Here is a 16,075-nt window from a genome sequence, read left to right as displayed (position 1 = left end):
GATCTCCTTGGATGCGATGCGGTGGTGATGAAAAGGGAAAGCAAGGATCAGGCGGCCAGCAGGCTGCGCCCGAGCCAGTCGTCAGCGCCCTGCACGCCGGGCAGCGTGAAAAAGAAGCCGCCGCCGATGGGCTTGATGTATTCCTCGAGCGGCTCGCCGTCCAGGCGCGTCTGCACGGCGACAAAGCCCTTCTCGAGGTCGGCCTGGTAGCAGATGAACAGCAGGCCCATTTCGAGCTGGCCCGACTTGGTGACGCCGTTCGAATAGTTGAAAGGCCGGCGCAGCATCAGGTTGGCGTCCGAGGCCTTGGTGCGCGGGTTCGCCAGGCGGATGTGCGCGTCCATCGGCGTCGCCTTGCCTTCGGGGTCCTTGGTGTAGTCCGGCACGTCGTGCTCGGTCTTGCCACCGTCCAGCGGCGCGCCGCTGGGTTTCAGGCGGCCCATGATGGCCTCCTGTTCCTGCAGCGGCGTGCGGTCCCAGCGCTCCACGAAGTTGCGGATGATGCGCACCGCCTGGTAGCTGCCGCCCACGGCCCAGGCCGGCTCGTCGCCGTTCGGCTGCACCCAGACGAGCTGGTTCATGAGCGTGTCGTCCGCGGAGTCGGGGTTGGCCGAGCCGTCGCGAAAGCCGAGGAAGTTGCGTGCGCTCTCCGCCGGCTGGCCCGCCACGGCCGGGATCGGCGGCACGGAGCCTTCCTGCTTCCAGTGCAGCACCAGCAGGTCGGGCGTGTTCTTGATGATGTCGCGCAGCGCGTGGATGTTGGTGTCGGGCGTGTTGGCGCAGAACTGGATCGACAGGTCGCCGTGGCACAGCGCGGCGTCGAGCGCGTCGTTCGGATGGCGCTGCATCGGCTTCAGGCGCAGCGGCTTCTTCTTGTCGAGGCCGAAGCGCTCGTCGAACAGCGACGAACCGACCGACACCGTCACGGTCAGCCCGTCGGGCTGCACCACCGGGCCGAGGATGCCGGAGCCCGCGGGCGGCAGCTTGGGGTCGGGGTCGGTCTGCGGGCCACCCTGCGTGAGAAAGGCGATGCGCTCGGTGAGCGTGCGCATCAGCCGCTCCAGGTCGGCGCGGTTCTCGGCCAGCACGTAGAACGAGGCGATCATGCCGGCCGTCGGGCGCGGCGTGACGACGCCTGCCTGGTGCTTGCCGCGGAAGGGCACGCGGTCTTGCATGTGGGTGCTCTGCGGCGCGTCGGTGACCTGCGCACCGGTGTCGGGCGGGCCCGGAATGGCCGCGCCGGCGCGCGCGGTGGCGGCGAGCCCGGCAAAGGCCACGCCCGCGGCGCCGAGCATGCGGCGGCGGTGCGGCGAGGCAGGAGCGGTGTCGTTCTTCTTCGTCGGTTCCATGGGGTCGTCGTTCTCTCTCAACTCATTCCAGACCGAGCGCGGCGTTCACCTTGCCCAGCTCCTCGGCCAGCGCGCGCACCGGCACGGCCAGCGCCTGGCGCTGCGCGTCGTCCAGCGGCGCGGGCTGGAAGCCTTCGCCGGCGCGGTACGGCGCCAATGCGGCGTCGAAGGCGGCAAAGCGCTCGTCGACGGCCTTCTGCTGCGCGGGCGCGGCCTTCACGAGCAGCGGCTGCAGCAGGTCGGCGATCTTCTTCGTGCCTTCGTAGCTGCCCTGCAGGTTCACCAGCTCGGCGTGGCCGTAGTGGTCTTCGCCGCCGGCCGGCAGGTTGTCGGCCACGCGGCGCAGCAGCTTCGAGGCGGCGCTGGCGAGCCGCTCGGGCGGCACGCTCAGTTCACGCAGGCGCGCCTGCAGCGCCTCGGTGTCGGCCAGCAACTGGTCGAGGACCGGTGCCAGCGCCTTCGCGTCGCCCTGGCCGTACAGCGCGTACTCGATGCGGTGGAAGCCGCTGAAGCCCGGGTCGGCCTCGCGCTTCTCGAAGTAGTCGGCGCGGGCGTTGATGCGCGCGTCGAGGTCGGCGAACAGCTCGGCCATCGGCTCGATGCGCTTGTAGGCCTGGTGGGCCGGCGCGTAGAGCGCGCGCGCCTGCGCCAGGTCGCCCGCCTTGACGGCATCGGCCAGCGCGCGCACCGCGTCGTCGAGCGTGGCGGCCTCCAGCCGCAGGAACACCTGGTACTCGGCCAGCGCACCCACGTAGTTGACGAGCGACGGCCGCGCTTCCTCGGCCAGCGAGGCCGCCGACGGCGTGACGTGCAGCTTGCCGCGCGGGTTGCTCAGCAGGCCGCAGGTGATGGCGAAGTCGCCCGGCGAGAGCTTGACCGTCATAGTCTGCGAGAAGCCGGGCGCGATGTTCTCGCGCTCTTCCACCACCATCACGCCGTCGAGAATTTCCCACTCGAGCGCGCGGTTCGACTGGTTGACGATGGTGAAGGTCGTGCGGCCCGCGGGCACGGTGATCTCGTTCGGGTCACAGGCGTTGCCGCGGATCGTGACGGTGACGGCATGGTCGACCGCCTTGGGCGGCGCCTTGCGCGCCTCGTTCGAGGCGTACCAGAAGGCCGCGAGGCCGGCGACGACCAGCAGCGCCGAGGCGCCCACGGCGACGCGCATGAGCGTCGATGACGAAGAAGGAGAGGAAGAAGACATCGGGGAAGAAGATCAGCCGGCAGCGGCCGTGCGCGGCGCCACAGCAACCGCCGGGCGCAGAAAGAAGAACAGGGCCACGGCCAGGAAGGCCAGGTAGACGATCACCTCGCCCGCCACGGGCGCGGCCTGGTAGCCCAGCAGGCCCGACAGCACGGCGCCCACGGGGCTGTCCATCGGCAGGGTTTCGCTCATATCGAACACCACGGTCTGCAGCTGGTTCCACACGCCGGCCTCGTGCAGCTTGCGCAGCACGCCCGCCAGCAGCCCGGCCGCGACCAGCAGGATGAACAGGCCCGTGAAGCGGAAGAAGCGGCGCAGGTCGAGCCGCACGCCGCCCGAGTAGATGCCCCAGCCGACCACCACCGACACGGCGATGCCGGCGAGCGCGCCCACAGGCGCTTCCCAGCCGGTGCTCTGCTGGAACACGGCCAGCAGGAAGAAGACCGACTCCAGCCCCTCGCGCGCGACCGCCAGGAACACCATGCCGATCAGCGCCCAGCCCTGCCCGTCGGCATGCTGCGCCAGCGCCTTGTCGATCGACGCGTGCAGCTCGCCCTTGATGGAGCGGGCCGCCTTGCGCATCCAGAACACCATCGTGGTCAGCATGACCACGGCGATGAGCCCGACCACGCCCTCGAACAGCTCCTGCTGCTTCTGCGGAAACTCGGCCGCCAGCAGTTGCAGGCCGGCGCCGGCGAACAGCGACAGCGCGGTGGCCAGCAGCACGCCGACCCACACCGCGGGCATCAGCACGCCGCGTCCGCTTTGTTTCAGGTAACTGGCAACGATGCCGACGATCAGCGCGGCTTCGATGCCTTCGCGCAGCATGATGAGAAAGGGAATGAGCATCTCGGAACAGAAGAACGTTCTTTGAAAATGCCCCGATGTGGTGCATTTTTCATAGAACGGCCCGAGGATACCCCATCAAATAAGATTTATTCTCAATTATGGGTATTCGACCCCGCCCCGCTCACAGGGGCAGTTCGACGATGCGTGCGCTGACCGTGTCGCCGTCGACGATCAGCTCGGCCACGGCGATAGGCAGCTTGAATCGGCGCGGGCCGGCGCTGCCCGGGTTGACGTAGAGCACGCCGTTGCGTTCTTCGACCTTGGGTTTGTGCGAGTGGCCGGAGATCACGACACGCACGCCGGCACCGGCGGGGTCGATGTCGATCCGAGAAAGGTCGTGGATCGCGTAGACATGCACGTCGCCGACCTTCAGGAATGCCGTCTCTGGAATGGCCCCGGCCCAGGCCTCGCGGTCGTTGTTGCCGCGCACCACCGTCAGCGGCGCGATCGCGGCGAGCGCGTCGAGGATGCCGGCGTCGCCGATGTCCCCGCCGTGCACGATGAAGTCGCTACCCTGCAAGGCCGCCACGGCCTGCGGGCGCAGCAGGCCGTGGGTGTCGGAGATGAGCCCGACGCGGATCAAGCGATCAGGCCGCCAGCAGCTGCCGCAGCACGAACGGCAGGATGCCGCCGTGCTTGTAGTAGTCGACCTCGATCGGCGTGTCGATGCGCAGGCGCACCGTCACCTCCTGGTGCGTGCCGTCGGCGCGGTGCACGACCAGCTTCACGTCCATCTGCGGCTTGAGTTCGCCGCCGATCACGACGTCGATCTTTTCCTCGCCCGTGAGGCCCAGGGTCTGCCACGAGTCGGCGCCACGGAACTGCAGCGGCAGCACGCCCATGCCGACCAGGTTGGCGCGGTGGATGCGCTCGAAGCTGCGCGCCACCACGGCCTTGATGCCCAAGAGCTGCGTGCCCTTGGCGGCCCAGTCGCGCGACGAGCCGGTGCCGTACTCCTCGCCGCCGAACACGATGGTGGGCGTGCCCGCTGCCATGTACTTCATGGCGGCGTCGTAGATGAACATCTTTTCGCCGCCCGGCTGGAACAGCGTGACGCCGCCCTCTTCCTGCGTGCCATTGGCGTCCGGCGGAATCATCAGGTTCTTGATGCGCACGTTGGCAAACGTGCCACGCACCATCACGTCGTGGTTGCCGCGGCGCGAGCCGTAGCTGTTGAAGTCGGCCTTGGGCACGCCGTGCGCCTTGAGCCAGATGCCCGCGGGCGAGCTTTCCTTGATGGAGCCGGCCGGCGAGATGTGGTCGGTGGTGATCGAGTCGCCGAACAGCGCCATGATCCGCGCGCCCTGGATGCCCGCGTCCGACGCGTGCGGCTGCATCTGGAAGCCCTCGAAGAACGGCGGTTCGGCAATGTAGGTCGAGGTGGGCCAGTCGTACACCTGACCGGTCGTGCCCTTGATGCTCGTCCAGAACTTGCCCGGATCGCTCTTGACCTTCTCGTAGTTCGCGCGGAACGACTTGGCGTTCATCGCGAAGCGCAGGTTGTCGTCGATCTCCTTCGGCGTGGGCCAGATGTCGCCCAGGTACACGTCCTTGCCGCCCTTGCCCTTGCCCACGGGCTGGGTCATGAGGTCGGTCATCACGTTGCCCGCGATGGCAAAAGCCACCACCAGCGGCGGCGAGGCCAGGAAGTTGGCCTTCAGGTTCGGGTGGATGCGCGCCTCGAAGTTGCGGTTGCCCGAGAGCACGGCCGCGCCGATGAGGTCGTTCTTGGTGATGGCTTCGTTGATCTCGGGCGTGAGGTCGCCGGCATTGCCGATGCAGGTGGTGCAGCCGTAGCCCGCGAGGTAGAAGCCCAGCTTCTCCAGGTACGGCAGCAGGCCCGCCTTCTCCAGGTATTCGGTGACGATGCGCGAGCCCGGGGCCAGCGAGGTCTTGATGTGCGGCTGCACCTTCAGGCCCGCTTCCACCGCCTTCTTGGCCAGGATGCCGGCCGCCAGCATCACGCTCGGGTTGGAGGTGTTGGTGCACGAGGTGATGGCCGCGATGAGCACGTCGCCGTTGCCGATGGTGACGTCGCCCTTGGGCGCCGACGGTGCCGTGGCGCTGGTGTGGGCCGCGGCCTTGGTGGAGCGGTTGGCCACCATCTCGATGACCGGGCGCGGCGAGCCGGGCGGCGGCGGGGGCACTTCGGTGTCGCCGCTCTGGCCTTCGCGCGTCAGCGCGTAGCGCTGCTTGAGCTTGTCGGCCGGCTGGTTGAAGCCGTTGGCGTCGTTGGGCTTGCTGTACAGCTCGGCGAACTTGGTCGACAGGTCGCCCAGGTTGATGCGGTCCTGCGGGCGCTTGGGGCCGGCCAGGCTGGGCGAAACGGTGCCCAGGTCGAGCTTGACGACCTTGGTGTAGTCGATATCGCCCGGCGCGGGCATGCCGAACAGGCCCTGCGCCTTGTAGTAGGCGGCGAAGCGCTCCACTTCTTCCTTGGTGCGGCCGGTGCCTTCGAAGTAGGCCACGGTCATCTCGTCGACCGGGAAGAAGCCCATGGTGGCGCCGTACTCGGGCGCCATGTTGCCGATGGTGGCGCGGTCGGGCACGGCGATGGACGCGGCACCGGGGCCGAAGAACTCGACGAACTTGCCCACCACCTTTTCGGCCCGCAGGATCGAGGTGACGTACAGCACCAGGTCGGTGGCCGTGACGCCTTCGCGCAGCTTGCCGGTGAGCTCGAAGCCCACCACGTCAGGCGTGAGCATGTAGACCGGCTGGCCCAGCATGGCGGCTTCGGCCTCGATGCCGCCCACGCCCCAGCCGACCACGCCGATGCCGTTGATCATGGTGGTGTGGCTGTCGGTGCCCACCAGCGAGTCGGGGTAATACACCGGCGTGTCGCTCTTGTCGGCCGGGCTCTTGTAGACGCCGCGCGCAAAGTACTCGAGGTTGACCTGGTGCACGATGCCGAAGCCCGGCGGCACGACGCCGAAGGTGTCGAAGGCCTGCATGCCCCACTTCATGAACTGGTAGCGCTCGTTGTTGCGCTGGAACTCCAGCTTCATGTTCAGGTCCAGCGCCTTGGGCGTGCCGTAGTAGTCGACCATCACCGAGTGGTCGACCACCAGGTCGACGGGCACCAGCGGCTCGATGGTCTTGGGCGACTTGTTCAGCTTGGCGGCCACGCTGCGCATGGCGGCCAGGTCGGCCAGCAGCGGCACGCCGGTGAAGTCCTGCAGCACCACGCGGGTGACGACAAAGGGAATTTCGTCGGTGCGCTCGGCGTTGGGCGCCCAGTGGGCCAGCTCCTCGACGTGCTTGGCCGACACCTTCTGGCCGTCGCAGTTGCGCAGCACCGACTCGAGCACGATGCGGATCGACACCGGCAGGCGCTCCACGGACGGGTACTGCTTGGCCAGTTCCTTCAGCGACCAGTACTTGCCGGACTTGCCCGACGCGGTCTTGAAGGTCTTGAGGGTGGACGCAAACGCGTGCGCCGGGGCTTTGGCCATGAGAAGACTCCTGTGTGTTCGTGGAAGCCTCTCAAGGATAGCGAGGTTCAATGTCAGTGGCTGTAGTCGGTCTTCCTTGTCGGGCTCTCCCGGAACTATCGTTCTCATAGCGAAAACGCCCGCCGCACGGGGTGCGGCGGGCGTGGAGCGGACGGTCGTCAGGCGTTCAGGCCATCGCCATGTGGGCACTGGCCCGGGTGCGGCGCAGCCCGGTCCATTGCAGCTCGGCCAGCACGACCACGCACAGCGCCTGCGCCAACACCCAGGCCGTGCCGAGCGCGGTGACCGCGAACACGCCGCTCACCAGCAGCGCCACGCAGGCCACGGCCCAGGCGAAGTTGCCGACGACCACGAGGCCGATCAGCGTGCGCGGCGGCGTGGCGCGGCTGGCCATGAAGGCGGCGGCGGCCGCGTAGGCCAGCAAGAACACGCCAGTACCCATGAGCAACCAGGCCGGCAGGCCGGTCAGGGAGGCGAGGGCATCGGTGAACGCCACCTGCAGCGCGCCGGTCGCGGCGCACGAAGCGGCATCGGCCCACATCACGTTCGACAGGAAGCGGGGGGAAGCGAAAACAGACATGTGGATCTCCTGGGTGGTTACGCTGCAGGCCAGTCCTGCTGCGTTGGGGTCGATGATTCCGCCGGGCGTGGATCGCGTCGATGACCTGGGAGGTCATGGCGCCGCGCCGCCGTCGCGCCAGAATGCGGCTCCATGAACACCCCCCGCACCCATTCGTCCAAGGCCGCCGCCGCCGGCCTTCCCGGCGCGCGCGATCCGTTCGGCGCCCACCTGCGGCACTGGCGCACCCACCGCCGCCTGAGCCAGCTCGACCTGGCGCAGGAGGCCGAGGTGTCGACCCGCCACCTGAGCTACGTGGAAACCGGCCGCGCCGCGCCCAGCCGCGAGATGGTGCTGCGGCTGGCCGAGCGCCTGGACGTGCCGCTGCGCGAGCGCAACGCGCTGCTGGTGGCCGCCGGCTTCGCGCCCATGTACCGCCAGCGCTCGCTCGACGACCCGGCCATGGCCTCGGCGCGCCGCGCCATCGACCTGGTGCTGAAGGGCCACGAGCCCTTCCCCGCGCTGGCCGTGGACCGCCACTGGAACCTGGTGGCGCACAACGCGCTGGTGCCGCTGCTCATGGAAGGCTGTTCGGCCGAGCTGCTGAAGCCGCCGATCAACGTGCTGCGCCTGAGCCTGCACCCCGAGGGCGTGGCGCCGCGCATCGCGAACCTGGCGCAATGGCGCACGCACCTGCTGGAGCGGCTGCAGCAGCAGATCGCCGCCACCGGCGACACCGTGCTGCAGGCGCTGCACGACGAGCTGGAGGGCTACCCGCCGCCGGCCGTGAGCCACGACGCGCCGCTGCTCGACACCGCGCTGTCGGCGGTGGCCGTGCCGTTCCAGGTGGTCATGCCGAGCGGCGTGCTGAGCTTCATCAGCACCATCACCATCTTCGGCACGCCGGTGGACGTCACGTTGCAGGAACTCGCGGTGGAATCGTTCTTTCCGGCGGACGAGCAGACGGCGGCGGCGCTGACGGCACTGGCGGCGCAGCAGGCGCGCTGAGGCCGGCGCTGCCGTCCGCGTTGCGCGCCGGCCCCTCGAAGTCGTCGACCTGGATGACCTTGTCGGCCGCCTGCAGGTAGGCCAGCGCCAGCGCGGGGTCGCTGGCCGATTGCGCCGCTTCGTCGAGCGAGCGCGTGCGGCGCAGCACCTTGTTGAGCGCGGCGGTCTCGTCGCCCAGCCGCGCGCCGAGCGCCATCGCCTGCATCAGGTCGCGCAGGCCGCCCGGGCCGGGCTCCGACAGATCGGGCACGAGCCGCGCGACCACGTCCGGGCGCGTGCGCAGCAGCTCGGCCAATGCCATCAGCTGCACGTCGCGCAGCGGCGCCAAGTGCGCGGTGCGGCGCAGCACCAGCGCGCCGAGCAGGCGCCGCCCCGGCGTCGGCAGGTTGGCGTAGAGGTCGCGCAGGATCTTGCCGGCCTCGTCCAGCTGCAGCCGGATCGCGGCCTGCGCAAAGGGCAGCAGTTCGGGCGCCGCATCGACGCGGTAGCGCCACACGCAGGCGCTCGCCAGGTACAGGTGGGCCAGCACATCGCCCAGCCGCGCCGACAGCAGCTCCATGCGCTTGAGCTTGCCGCCGAGCAGCCCCATGGCGAGGTCGGCGGTGAGCGCGTACTTGGCGCTCATGCGCGCGATGAGCCGCGCTTCGGCCGCCAGCGCCTCGGGGGGATCGCCGAGCACCGGCGCGCCGAACAGGCTGTGCCACAGGTTCACTGCCACATGCTTGCCGTGCGCGATGAGCGCCTGGCCCAGCGCCGTTTCGTCTTTCGCCTGCACCGCCGCCATCTCGTCGAGCACGTGCGGATGGCAGCGCACCGCGCCCTGGCCGAACACGATGAGCGCGCGCGTGAGGATGTTCGCGCCCTCCACCGTGATCGCGATCGGCGCCTGCCGGTAGGCCACGCCGAGCAGGTTCGACGGGCCCGAGATGATCCCCTTGCCGCCGAGGATGTCCATGCCGTGGTTCACCGCGCGCCGCCCGGCCTCGGTGAGCTGCACCTTGAGGATCGCGCTGGCCACGCTGGGCCGCTCGCCCTTGTCGAGCGCGGCCGCCGTGAAGCGCCGCGCGGCATCGGTCGCATACAGCTCGGCCGACATCTGCGCGACCAGCCCCGCCACCGCATGGAACTTGCCCACCGGCAGGCCGAACTGCTCGCGGATCTGGCCGTAGGCGTTGCTTACGTACAGCGCGGTCTGCTGCATCGCCGAGCCCAGCGCGGGCAGCGAGATGGCGCGGCCCGCGGCTAGGCATTCCATCAGCATGCGCCAGCCCTGCCCCACCTGCGCCTCGCCGCCGATGACCCAGTCCATCGGCACGAACACCTGCCGGCCGCGGATCGGGCCGTTCATGAAGGCGCTGTCCATCGGGCGGTGGCGCCGGCCGATCTCCATGCCCTCGTGCGGCACGGGAATCAGCGCGCAGGTGATGCCCAGTTCGCGCTGGCCTTCGGGCCGGCTTTCGTCAACGGCATGGAACGCGAGGCCGACCACGGTGGCGACCGGCGCGAGCGTGATGTAGCGCTTGTCGAAATCGACCAGGAAGCCGCGCGTGCGCCGGCCCTGGAACTCGCGCTCGACGAGCACGCCGCGGTCAGGAATGGCGGCGGCGTCGGAGCCCGCGTAAGGTGAGGTCAGGCCGAAGCACGGCAGCTCGCGGCCGTCGGCCAGGCGCGGCAGGTAGTGGTCTTTCTGCGCGTCGGTGCCGTAGCGCAGCAGCAGCTCGGCGGGCCCGAGCGAGTTGGGCACCATCACCGTGACGGCCGTGGCGACGTTGACGCTCGCGATGCGCGCCACCACCGAGGCATGCGCGAAGTGGCCGAAGCCCAGACCGCCGAAGGCCTCGGGAATGATCATTCCGAAGAAGCGCTTCTCGCGCAGGAAGCGCCACACCTCGGGCGGCAGGTCGTGCGCCTGGTCGATGGCGTGGTCGTCGAGCATGCAGCACAGCGCGGGCACCTCGTTCGCCAGGAAGGCTTCTTCGCGCGCGCTGAGCTGGTTGGGGCCGGCGGCCGTCAGGGCGTCGAAATCGGCGCGCCCGGCAAAGAGCTGGCCTTCGAACCCGACCGTGCCGGCCTCGAGCGCGGCACGCTCGGTGTCGCCCAGCGGCGGCAGGGCCTTGGAGAAAGGCTGCATCGCCCATCGGCCGATCAGGGTCGCCAGTGGCATGGGGTCTCCTTGCGCCGCACCAGAGCGCGCAGCATGCGTCCATTCTTGGACGGCACCGGCCCGCACCGGGCCGGTCAAGGGCGTTCGCGCGTGTCGGAGACGGGCTCGCGCGCCCCGCGGGATCAGCGACGCTTGGGCGCCTGACCGGCCGGCGCGGCGGCCGGCACGGGTGCATTGGGATCGCGCCAGCCGTACTCGACGTAGCGGCGGATCACGAGGCAGCCCGGCGGCGAGTCGATCAGCGAGACCGACGAGGTCGGCTCCTTGTCGTCGGTGTAGACCGTGTAGATCGGCAGCAGCGGCGTGCGCTTGTAGTTCTTCAGTTCCTGCTCGGCCACGCTGGCGCAGGTGAAGGGTGCCACCGAGATGCGCTCGGCCGCCACGGTGCAGGCGCCGCTGTCGTCGGGAATGGCGGTGATCGACGCGGCCACGCCCGCGTTCGGGTACTGGATGCCGACCAGCGAGAACACCGGGCCGGCATCGGGGCGCTTGCGGTCCCAGTCGAGCAGCACGTCGTGCGCGCGGCTGCCCTGCACGGTGAGCGAGGCCAGCCGCGTGATGGCCGGCAGGCAGCGCTGGATGCCGACGCTGGCAGCGGCGCGCGTGAGCGTATCCTGCGGCGCCGCGGGCGGGGCCAGCACGCCCTGCGCGAGCGCGCTGCCGGCCATCGCGAGCGCCCAGGCAGCAGCGGTGAATCGGGCCAGGGCGGTCATCGGTGTCGCCTTCACGCGTAGAGGCTCTCGATGGCCGCCGAGTAGAGGCGCACGTTCTCCTCGCCTTCCGGGTCGAGCTTGGCGATGAGGGCGCGGGCGCGCTCGCGGTAGGCCGACAGGTTGGCGTCGTGCTCGGCGAACGCGCGCCGCAGCGCCTGCCCGCCCTCCTCGCAGTCGAAGCCGTGGTAGCGGTAGCCGCAGTCGCCGATCAGGTGCGAGTTGTGGATCAGCGGCCAACCGCCGTACAGCGCCTCGTAGTAGAGGTAGTTCTGCGCGTTCTCCCAGTGGTGCGCAAAGACCGCGTCGATCGCGCCCGGCAGCACCTGGTACAGCGGAAAGCGCCCTTCGAAGGTCGCCAAACCGTGCCGCACCAGATCGAGGCTCTGGGCGAAGGCGACGAAGTTCGGCTTGTCCTTCAGGTGGAAGCTGTTGTAGACCCACATCTTCTCGATGAGGCGCGGCTGCGCGCGATGCGCCGACTCGCAGCCCAGCATCGGGATGAAGCTGGTCTTCACCATGCAGATGTTGGGCTCGAAGATGGCCACGCGCCACTGCTTGCGCCCCGGCTCGTAGGCGAAGCGCTTGCCCTCGGCGCCGCGCGCCATCGCCTTCTCGACCACCATCGGGCTCCACAGGTGCGGCATGAGCTTGGTGGGCGCGCGGAAGGTGCTCGCGAAGTACGGCTTGCAGGAGGTTTCGTACTCGGGCAGCGTCCACACCTCGTCGTAGGGCGCGCCGCTGACCAGCATGCCGTGCGGCTTGTTGAAGGTCATGCGTTCGATGTCGATCACGTAGTCGTTGCCCACGCGCATCGAGACGATCTTGCCGCCGCGCTCGCGGAACGCCACCGACCAGTCGCGCCCGAGCTGCGCGCTCATCTCGATCATGAGGTCGAGCTCGTGCGCGGCGGTGGCCATGTCGATGATCGGCACCGGCGAATCGGCCAGGAAATTGGTGGCGTCGGCCGGGCCGCCGTCGCCGCCGCCGGCCACCAGCACCGTGCGCTCGACGCAGGGCGAGCGCAGCAGCAGCATCACGAGGAACAGGCAGTTCTGGTAGACGCCGTTCTCCCACAGGCTCTGCTCGCCCTTGCGGATGAAGATGGAGACGCCGACTTTCAGCCGGGTCGGTGCAGCGGCCGCGCGCGGGCCTGCGGTGGGGTTGTGCGCCTCGCTCATGCGGCCACCTTCGCGTTGCCGGCACGGAACGCCGGATCGCCGCCCACCAGGTTCAACAGCCGCTGTGCGTAGCCGTCGATGTTGGCGGGGTGCATCGGGTCGATCGCGTCGAACACGCGCTGGCTGCGCGCGCGGTAGTCGTCGAGTTGCGCGTCGTGGCCGCGCACGGCCGCGGCCAGCTGTTCGGCGCCGACGGCGATGTCAAAGTCGGGGTAGTAGTAGCCGGCATCGCGCAGCCACGGCGAGTTGTGCACTAGCGGGTAGTTGCCGTACAGCGCGTCGAGGTAGCTGTAGTTCTGGTCGTTCTGCCACTGGTGCGACACCACCGCGTCGGCGTGCTGCACCATGAAGCCGGCGAAGTCGTGCCGTCCGTGGAAGGTGGCCTTGTGCTGGCGCACGATGTCCAGCGAGTTGGCCAGGTAGAGCATCGTCGGATGGTCTTTCAGGTGCAGCGTGTTGAGCACGTGCATCGCCGCGACGTGCTCCGGGTTGGTGCGGTAGGCCTCGTCGGTGATCAGCATCGGGATGCTGCACGACTTCACGACCGAGATGTTGGGCTCGAAGATCGCCACCCGGAAACCCGGTTGCTGCGCCGTGCGCGGCTGGTAGCCGAAGCGAAAGCCCTGCGCCTGCACCTCGTCCACGCGCTGCGCCAGGAACTGCGGCGACCACAGGTACGGCACCTCGTGCACCGGGCAGCGGTGCAGCGTGCGCATCATCGGCGCAAAGGCCGTGTCCTTGGGCAGCAGCCAGATCTCGTCGCAGCGGTCGGTGGCGCCGAAGTGCCCCTTGTCGGCAAAGACGATCGGCTCGGCCAGCGCCACGAAGGGCTGCCCCACGCCGTGGAAGGCCACGCGTCCGCCGCAGGCGCGGAAGTACGACAGCCACTGCACGTCGAGCGCGCCGGCCATTTCGATGACCACGTCGAGCACGTCAGTCAGCTCGCGGGCACGGCCCAGCGTGAGCCCCATGGCCGACAGGTCGACCTGCGGCGGCATCGCCTGCTGGTCGCCCGCGTCGATGAGCGTGACGGACTCGACGAATTCGATGCGTTGCAGCAGCCGGGCCAGGAACAGGACGTTCTGTCCCATTCCGTTTTCCCAGATGTTCTGCCCCGCGTGGGAGAGGACTGAAATACCGATGCGCATGGGCGAAGTGTGTACCAAAAAAACAATGGCTCCCGCGCGCAGGGCGCGGGAGCCACCGGACCGGGGGGCGTCGGCCTAGCGGCCTTTTACTTCCACTTCCAGCCGATGCCCGCGTTGACGCCCCACTCCTTGCCGGTGGAGCTCAGGCCCGCGCCCCAGGAGATCTTGCCGTCGTCCGACAGGGCCTTGAAGGTCAGCGCCACCGCGCTGTAGCCCTTGTACGAGCCCATGCCGATGCCGATCGTCTTCTCGCCCGGGTACAGCGTGGGCAGGTAGGTGCCCGACATCGCGAAGGCCATCGCCGAGCCCGAGTAGGCGATGCGCGCCACGTCGCCCACCTGCTTTTGCACCTGCTGCAGCTGGCCCAGGTTGACCGCGTCACCCGGCAGCACGCCCGGTGCCACGTTGCTGATGCGCGTGGGACCCGAAGTCTCGGTGCCCAGCGTGATCTGGTTGTAGTTCACCGACCCGTCGGGGTTCGTGGCGTACTGCACGCTGCTGGCCTTCGCAGCCGCCGAGACCGCCTTCAGCTGCGCCACGTTGGTCGCGTCGCTGTCGGCCGAGCCGGCTGCCACGCCCGTGATCTGGCGGAACTGGTTGTTGGCCGCATCGCCCACCGACACCGCCGCCTGCGTGCTGGTCGTGGCCTTGATGGCCGCTTCCTGCTGCGCATTCGCGCTGCCCGGCACGTAGCCAGCCACGCCCGCCGCCCGCGAGGCCACCGAGTTCGCACCCAGTGCCACGCCGCCGGTCTGCTGGACCACCGCGCCGAAGCCGATGGCCGTGCCCTGCGCGATGTTCTGCGCCTTGCTCAGCGGCGTGCCGCCGGCGTCCGCACCGTCACCCAGGGCCACGCCGCCGCCGCCGGCACGGGAGTTCGCGCCGATGGCCTGCGAGCCCGTGGCCAGCGCCCCGGTGCCGATGGCGATCGCGTTGGTGCCCGTGGCCTGCGCCCCGAAGCCCACCGCCACCGCACCGTCGGCCGTGGCCCGCGCGCCGTTGCCGGCGGCGAATGAGTTGGCGCCGCTGGCTTCGGAACGTGGCCCGATCGCCACCGCTTCCGCACCGCTGGCCTTGGAGTCGGTGTTGGTCGAGTTGGCGTGGAAGTACTTCGTGCCCTTGTCGTTGATCGTGTTGACCGTCGTGCTCAGGCTGCTGATGCTGCTCGTGGCGGTGCTCAGGCCAGTCGACGTCGAGGTCGACAGGCTGGAGAGGCCGCTGGCCGCGCCGCCCACGCTGGTGGACAGGCTGTCCAGGTTGCTGTTGGTGGTGCTCAGGCCGGTCGACAGGCTGTTGACGGTGCTGTTGGTCGTGCTCAACCCGGTGGACAGGCTGCTCACGTTGCTGTTCGTCGTGCTCAGGCCGGTCGACAGGCTGCCGACGGCACTGTTGGTCGTGCTCAGGCCGGTCGAAAGACTGTCGACGCTGCTGCCCACCGTGCTCAGCCCGGTCGACAGGCTGTCGATGCGGCTGGCCGAGGTGCTCAGGCCGGTGGACACCGAGCTCGACAGGCTGTTCACGCTGCTCGTGACCGTGCTCAGGCCGGACGACGTGGAGGTCGAGAGGCTGTTCAGGTTGCTGTTCGTCGTGCTCAAGCCCGACGAGAGGCTGCCGACATTGCTGTTGGTCGTGCTCAGGCCGGTCGACAGGCTGTTGATGCCGCTGTTGGCGGTGCTCAGACCGGTGGACAGGCTGCCGATGCTGCTGTTGGCGGTGCTCAGGCCGGTCGAGGTCGAGGACGACAGGCTGCCCAGGTTGCTGTTCGTCGTGCTCAGGCCCGTCGACAGGCTGAAGATGCCGCTGTAGGCGGTGCTCAAGCCGGACGAGAACGAGGTGGACAGGCTGCTGACGTTGCTGTTCGTCGTGCTCAGGCCGGTCGACAGGCTGTCGATGCTGCTCGTGGCCGTGCTCAGGCCCGACGAGGTCGAGGTCGAGAGACTGTCGACGTTGCTGTTCGTCGTGCTGAGGCCTGTCGAGAGGCTGTCGATGTTGCTCGTGGCGGTGCTCAGGCCCGAGGACGTGGAGGTCGAGAGGCTGCCGACGTTGCTGTTGGTGGTGCTCAGGCCTGTGGAGAGGCTGGAGATGCCGCTGGTGGCGGTGCTCAGGCCGGTCGAGAGGCTGCTCACATTGCTGTTCGTCGTGCTCAAGCCAGTGGACAGGCTGCCCACATTGCTGTTCGTGGTGCTCAGGCCGGTGGACAGGCTGGAGATGCCGCTGGTTGCGGTGCTCAGACCCGTCGACAAGCTATCGATTCCGCTCGTGGCCGTGCTCAGGCCCGACGACGTAGACGTCGAGAGGCTGCCCACGTTGCTGTTCGTCGTGCTCAAGCCGGTGGACAGGCTGGAGATGCCACTGGTGGCGGTGCTCAGACCGGTCGACAGACTGGAGATGCCGCTCGACGTCGAAGTCGACAAGCTACCCACGGTGCTGTTCGTGGTGCTCAGGCCG

The 16,075-nt window shown here is 69.1% G+C and carries 12 protein-coding genes; 1 reads left to right on the top strand and 11 read right to left on the bottom strand.

Going from position 1 to position 16,075, the window contains the following annotated elements:
* Window positions 1-47: 47 nt before the first annotated feature.
* The 6 genes from efeB to AC07YS_RS04825 all read right to left on the bottom strand — a co-directional run bounded on the left by efeB (window position 48) and on the right by AC07YS_RS04825 (window position 7,437).
* Window positions 48-1,349, bottom strand: a complete 1,302-nt coding sequence (gene efeB, locus AC07YS_RS04850) for an iron uptake transporter deferrochelatase/peroxidase subunit (RefSeq protein WP_495268065.1) — start codon at window positions 1,347-1,349, stop codon at window positions 48-50.
* 22 nt (window positions 1,350-1,371) lie between these two features.
* On the bottom strand, window positions 1,372-2,553 hold the full coding sequence (gene efeO, locus AC07YS_RS04845) for an iron uptake system protein EfeO (protein ID WP_495268066.1): 1,182 nt from the start codon (window positions 2,551-2,553) through the stop codon (window positions 1,372-1,374).
* Window positions 2,554-2,565: 12 nt separating this feature from the next.
* On the bottom strand, window positions 2,566-3,402 hold the full coding sequence (gene efeU / locus AC07YS_RS04840; protein WP_495268067.1) for an iron uptake transporter permease EfeU: 837 nt from the start codon (window positions 3,400-3,402) through the stop codon (window positions 2,566-2,568).
* 121 nt (window positions 3,403-3,523) lie between these two features.
* Window positions 3,524-3,985, bottom strand: a complete 462-nt coding sequence (locus tag AC07YS_RS04835) for a metallophosphoesterase family protein (RefSeq protein ID WP_495268068.1) — start codon at window positions 3,983-3,985, stop codon at window positions 3,524-3,526.
* 4 nt (window positions 3,986-3,989) lie between these two features.
* Window positions 3,990-6,857, bottom strand: a complete 2,868-nt coding sequence (locus AC07YS_RS04830; protein WP_495268069.1) for an aconitate hydratase — start codon at window positions 6,855-6,857, stop codon at window positions 3,990-3,992.
* Between the two features lie 166 nt (window positions 6,858-7,023).
* Entirely contained in the window at window positions 7,024-7,437 is a 414-nt protein-coding gene (locus AC07YS_RS04825) for a hypothetical protein (protein ID WP_495268070.1), read from the bottom strand.
* A gap of 132 nt (window positions 7,438-7,569) precedes the next feature.
* On the opposite strand from AC07YS_RS04825, the gene AC07YS_RS04820 reads away from it, so the two are divergent.
* Window positions 7,570-8,424, top strand: a complete 855-nt coding sequence (locus tag AC07YS_RS04820) for a helix-turn-helix domain-containing protein (protein WP_062477152.1) — start codon at window positions 7,570-7,572, stop codon at window positions 8,422-8,424.
* Here AC07YS_RS04820 and AC07YS_RS04815 read toward each other — a convergent pair.
* The 5 genes from AC07YS_RS04815 to AC07YS_RS04795 form a co-directional block, all read right to left on the bottom strand.
* A complete protein-coding gene (locus AC07YS_RS04815) occupies window positions 8,330-10,588 on the bottom strand; it encodes an acyl-CoA dehydrogenase (protein ID WP_495268071.1) in 2,259 nt (752 codons plus the stop codon). The two genes, AC07YS_RS04820 and AC07YS_RS04815, sit on opposite strands and share 95 nt — an antisense overlap.
* A 122-nt stretch (window positions 10,589-10,710) precedes the next feature.
* On the bottom strand, window positions 10,711-11,301 hold the full coding sequence (locus tag AC07YS_RS04810; protein ID WP_495268072.1) for a hypothetical protein: 591 nt from the start codon (window positions 11,299-11,301) through the stop codon (window positions 10,711-10,713).
* 11 nt (window positions 11,302-11,312) lie between these two features.
* Window positions 11,313-12,479 carry a DUF2827 domain-containing protein gene (locus AC07YS_RS04805; RefSeq protein WP_495268073.1) on the bottom strand — a complete coding sequence of 389 codons (1,167 nt, stop codon included), beginning with the start codon at window positions 12,477-12,479 and terminating at the stop codon, window positions 11,313-11,315.
* Window positions 12,476-13,627 carry a DUF2827 domain-containing protein gene (locus AC07YS_RS04800; RefSeq protein WP_495268074.1) on the bottom strand — a complete coding sequence of 384 codons (1,152 nt, stop codon included), beginning with the start codon at window positions 13,625-13,627 and terminating at the stop codon, window positions 12,476-12,478. The genes AC07YS_RS04805 and AC07YS_RS04800 overlap by 4 nt, the downstream gene beginning before the upstream one ends.
* An 86-nt stretch (window positions 13,628-13,713) precedes the next feature.
* Window positions 13,714-15,753 carry a YadA family autotransporter adhesin gene (locus AC07YS_RS04795; RefSeq protein WP_495268108.1) on the bottom strand — a complete coding sequence of 680 codons (2,040 nt, stop codon included), beginning with the start codon at window positions 15,751-15,753 and terminating at the stop codon, window positions 13,714-13,716.
* Window positions 15,754-16,075 lie beyond the last annotated feature (322 nt).

This window comes from Variovorax sp. GW458-11-26-14-LB1 (assembly GCF_059423965.1).
The sequence above is the reverse complement of the archived record's forward strand: the minus strand, read 5'-3'. Positions and strand labels throughout refer to the sequence as shown.

What these genes read in the sequence shown, in the direction of transcription:
- efeB (WP_495268065.1), bottom strand. Translation starts at nt 1,349, where the DNA reads ATGGAACCGACGAAGAAGAACGACACCGCTCCTGCCTCGCCGCACCGC.
- efeO (WP_495268066.1), bottom strand. Translation starts at nt 2,553, where the DNA reads ATGTCTTCTTCCTCTCCTTCTTCGTCATCGACGCTCATGCGCGTCGCC.
- efeU (WP_495268067.1), bottom strand. Translation starts at nt 3,402, where the DNA reads ATGCTCATTCCCTTTCTCATCATGCTGCGCGAAGGCATCGAAGCCGCG.
- AC07YS_RS04830 (WP_495268069.1), bottom strand. Translation starts at nt 6,857, where the DNA reads ATGGCCAAAGCCCCGGCGCACGCGTTTGCGTCCACCCTCAAGACCTTC.
- AC07YS_RS04825 (WP_495268070.1), bottom strand. Translation starts at nt 7,437, where the DNA reads ATGTCTGTTTTCGCTTCCCCCCGCTTCCTGTCGAACGTGATGTGGGCC.
- AC07YS_RS04820 (WP_062477152.1), top strand. Translation starts at nt 7,570, where the DNA reads ATGAACACCCCCCGCACCCATTCGTCCAAGGCCGCCGCCGCCGGCCTT.
- AC07YS_RS04815 (WP_495268071.1), bottom strand. Translation starts at nt 10,588, where the DNA reads ATGCCACTGGCGACCCTGATCGGCCGATGGGCGATGCAGCCTTTCTCC.
- AC07YS_RS04810 (WP_495268072.1), bottom strand. Translation starts at nt 11,301, where the DNA reads ATGACCGCCCTGGCCCGATTCACCGCTGCTGCCTGGGCGCTCGCGATG.
- AC07YS_RS04805 (WP_495268073.1), bottom strand. Translation starts at nt 12,479, where the DNA reads ATGAGCGAGGCGCACAACCCCACCGCAGGCCCGCGCGCGGCCGCTGCA.
- AC07YS_RS04800 (WP_495268074.1), bottom strand. Translation starts at nt 13,627, where the DNA reads ATGCGCATCGGTATTTCAGTCCTCTCCCACGCGGGGCAGAACATCTGG.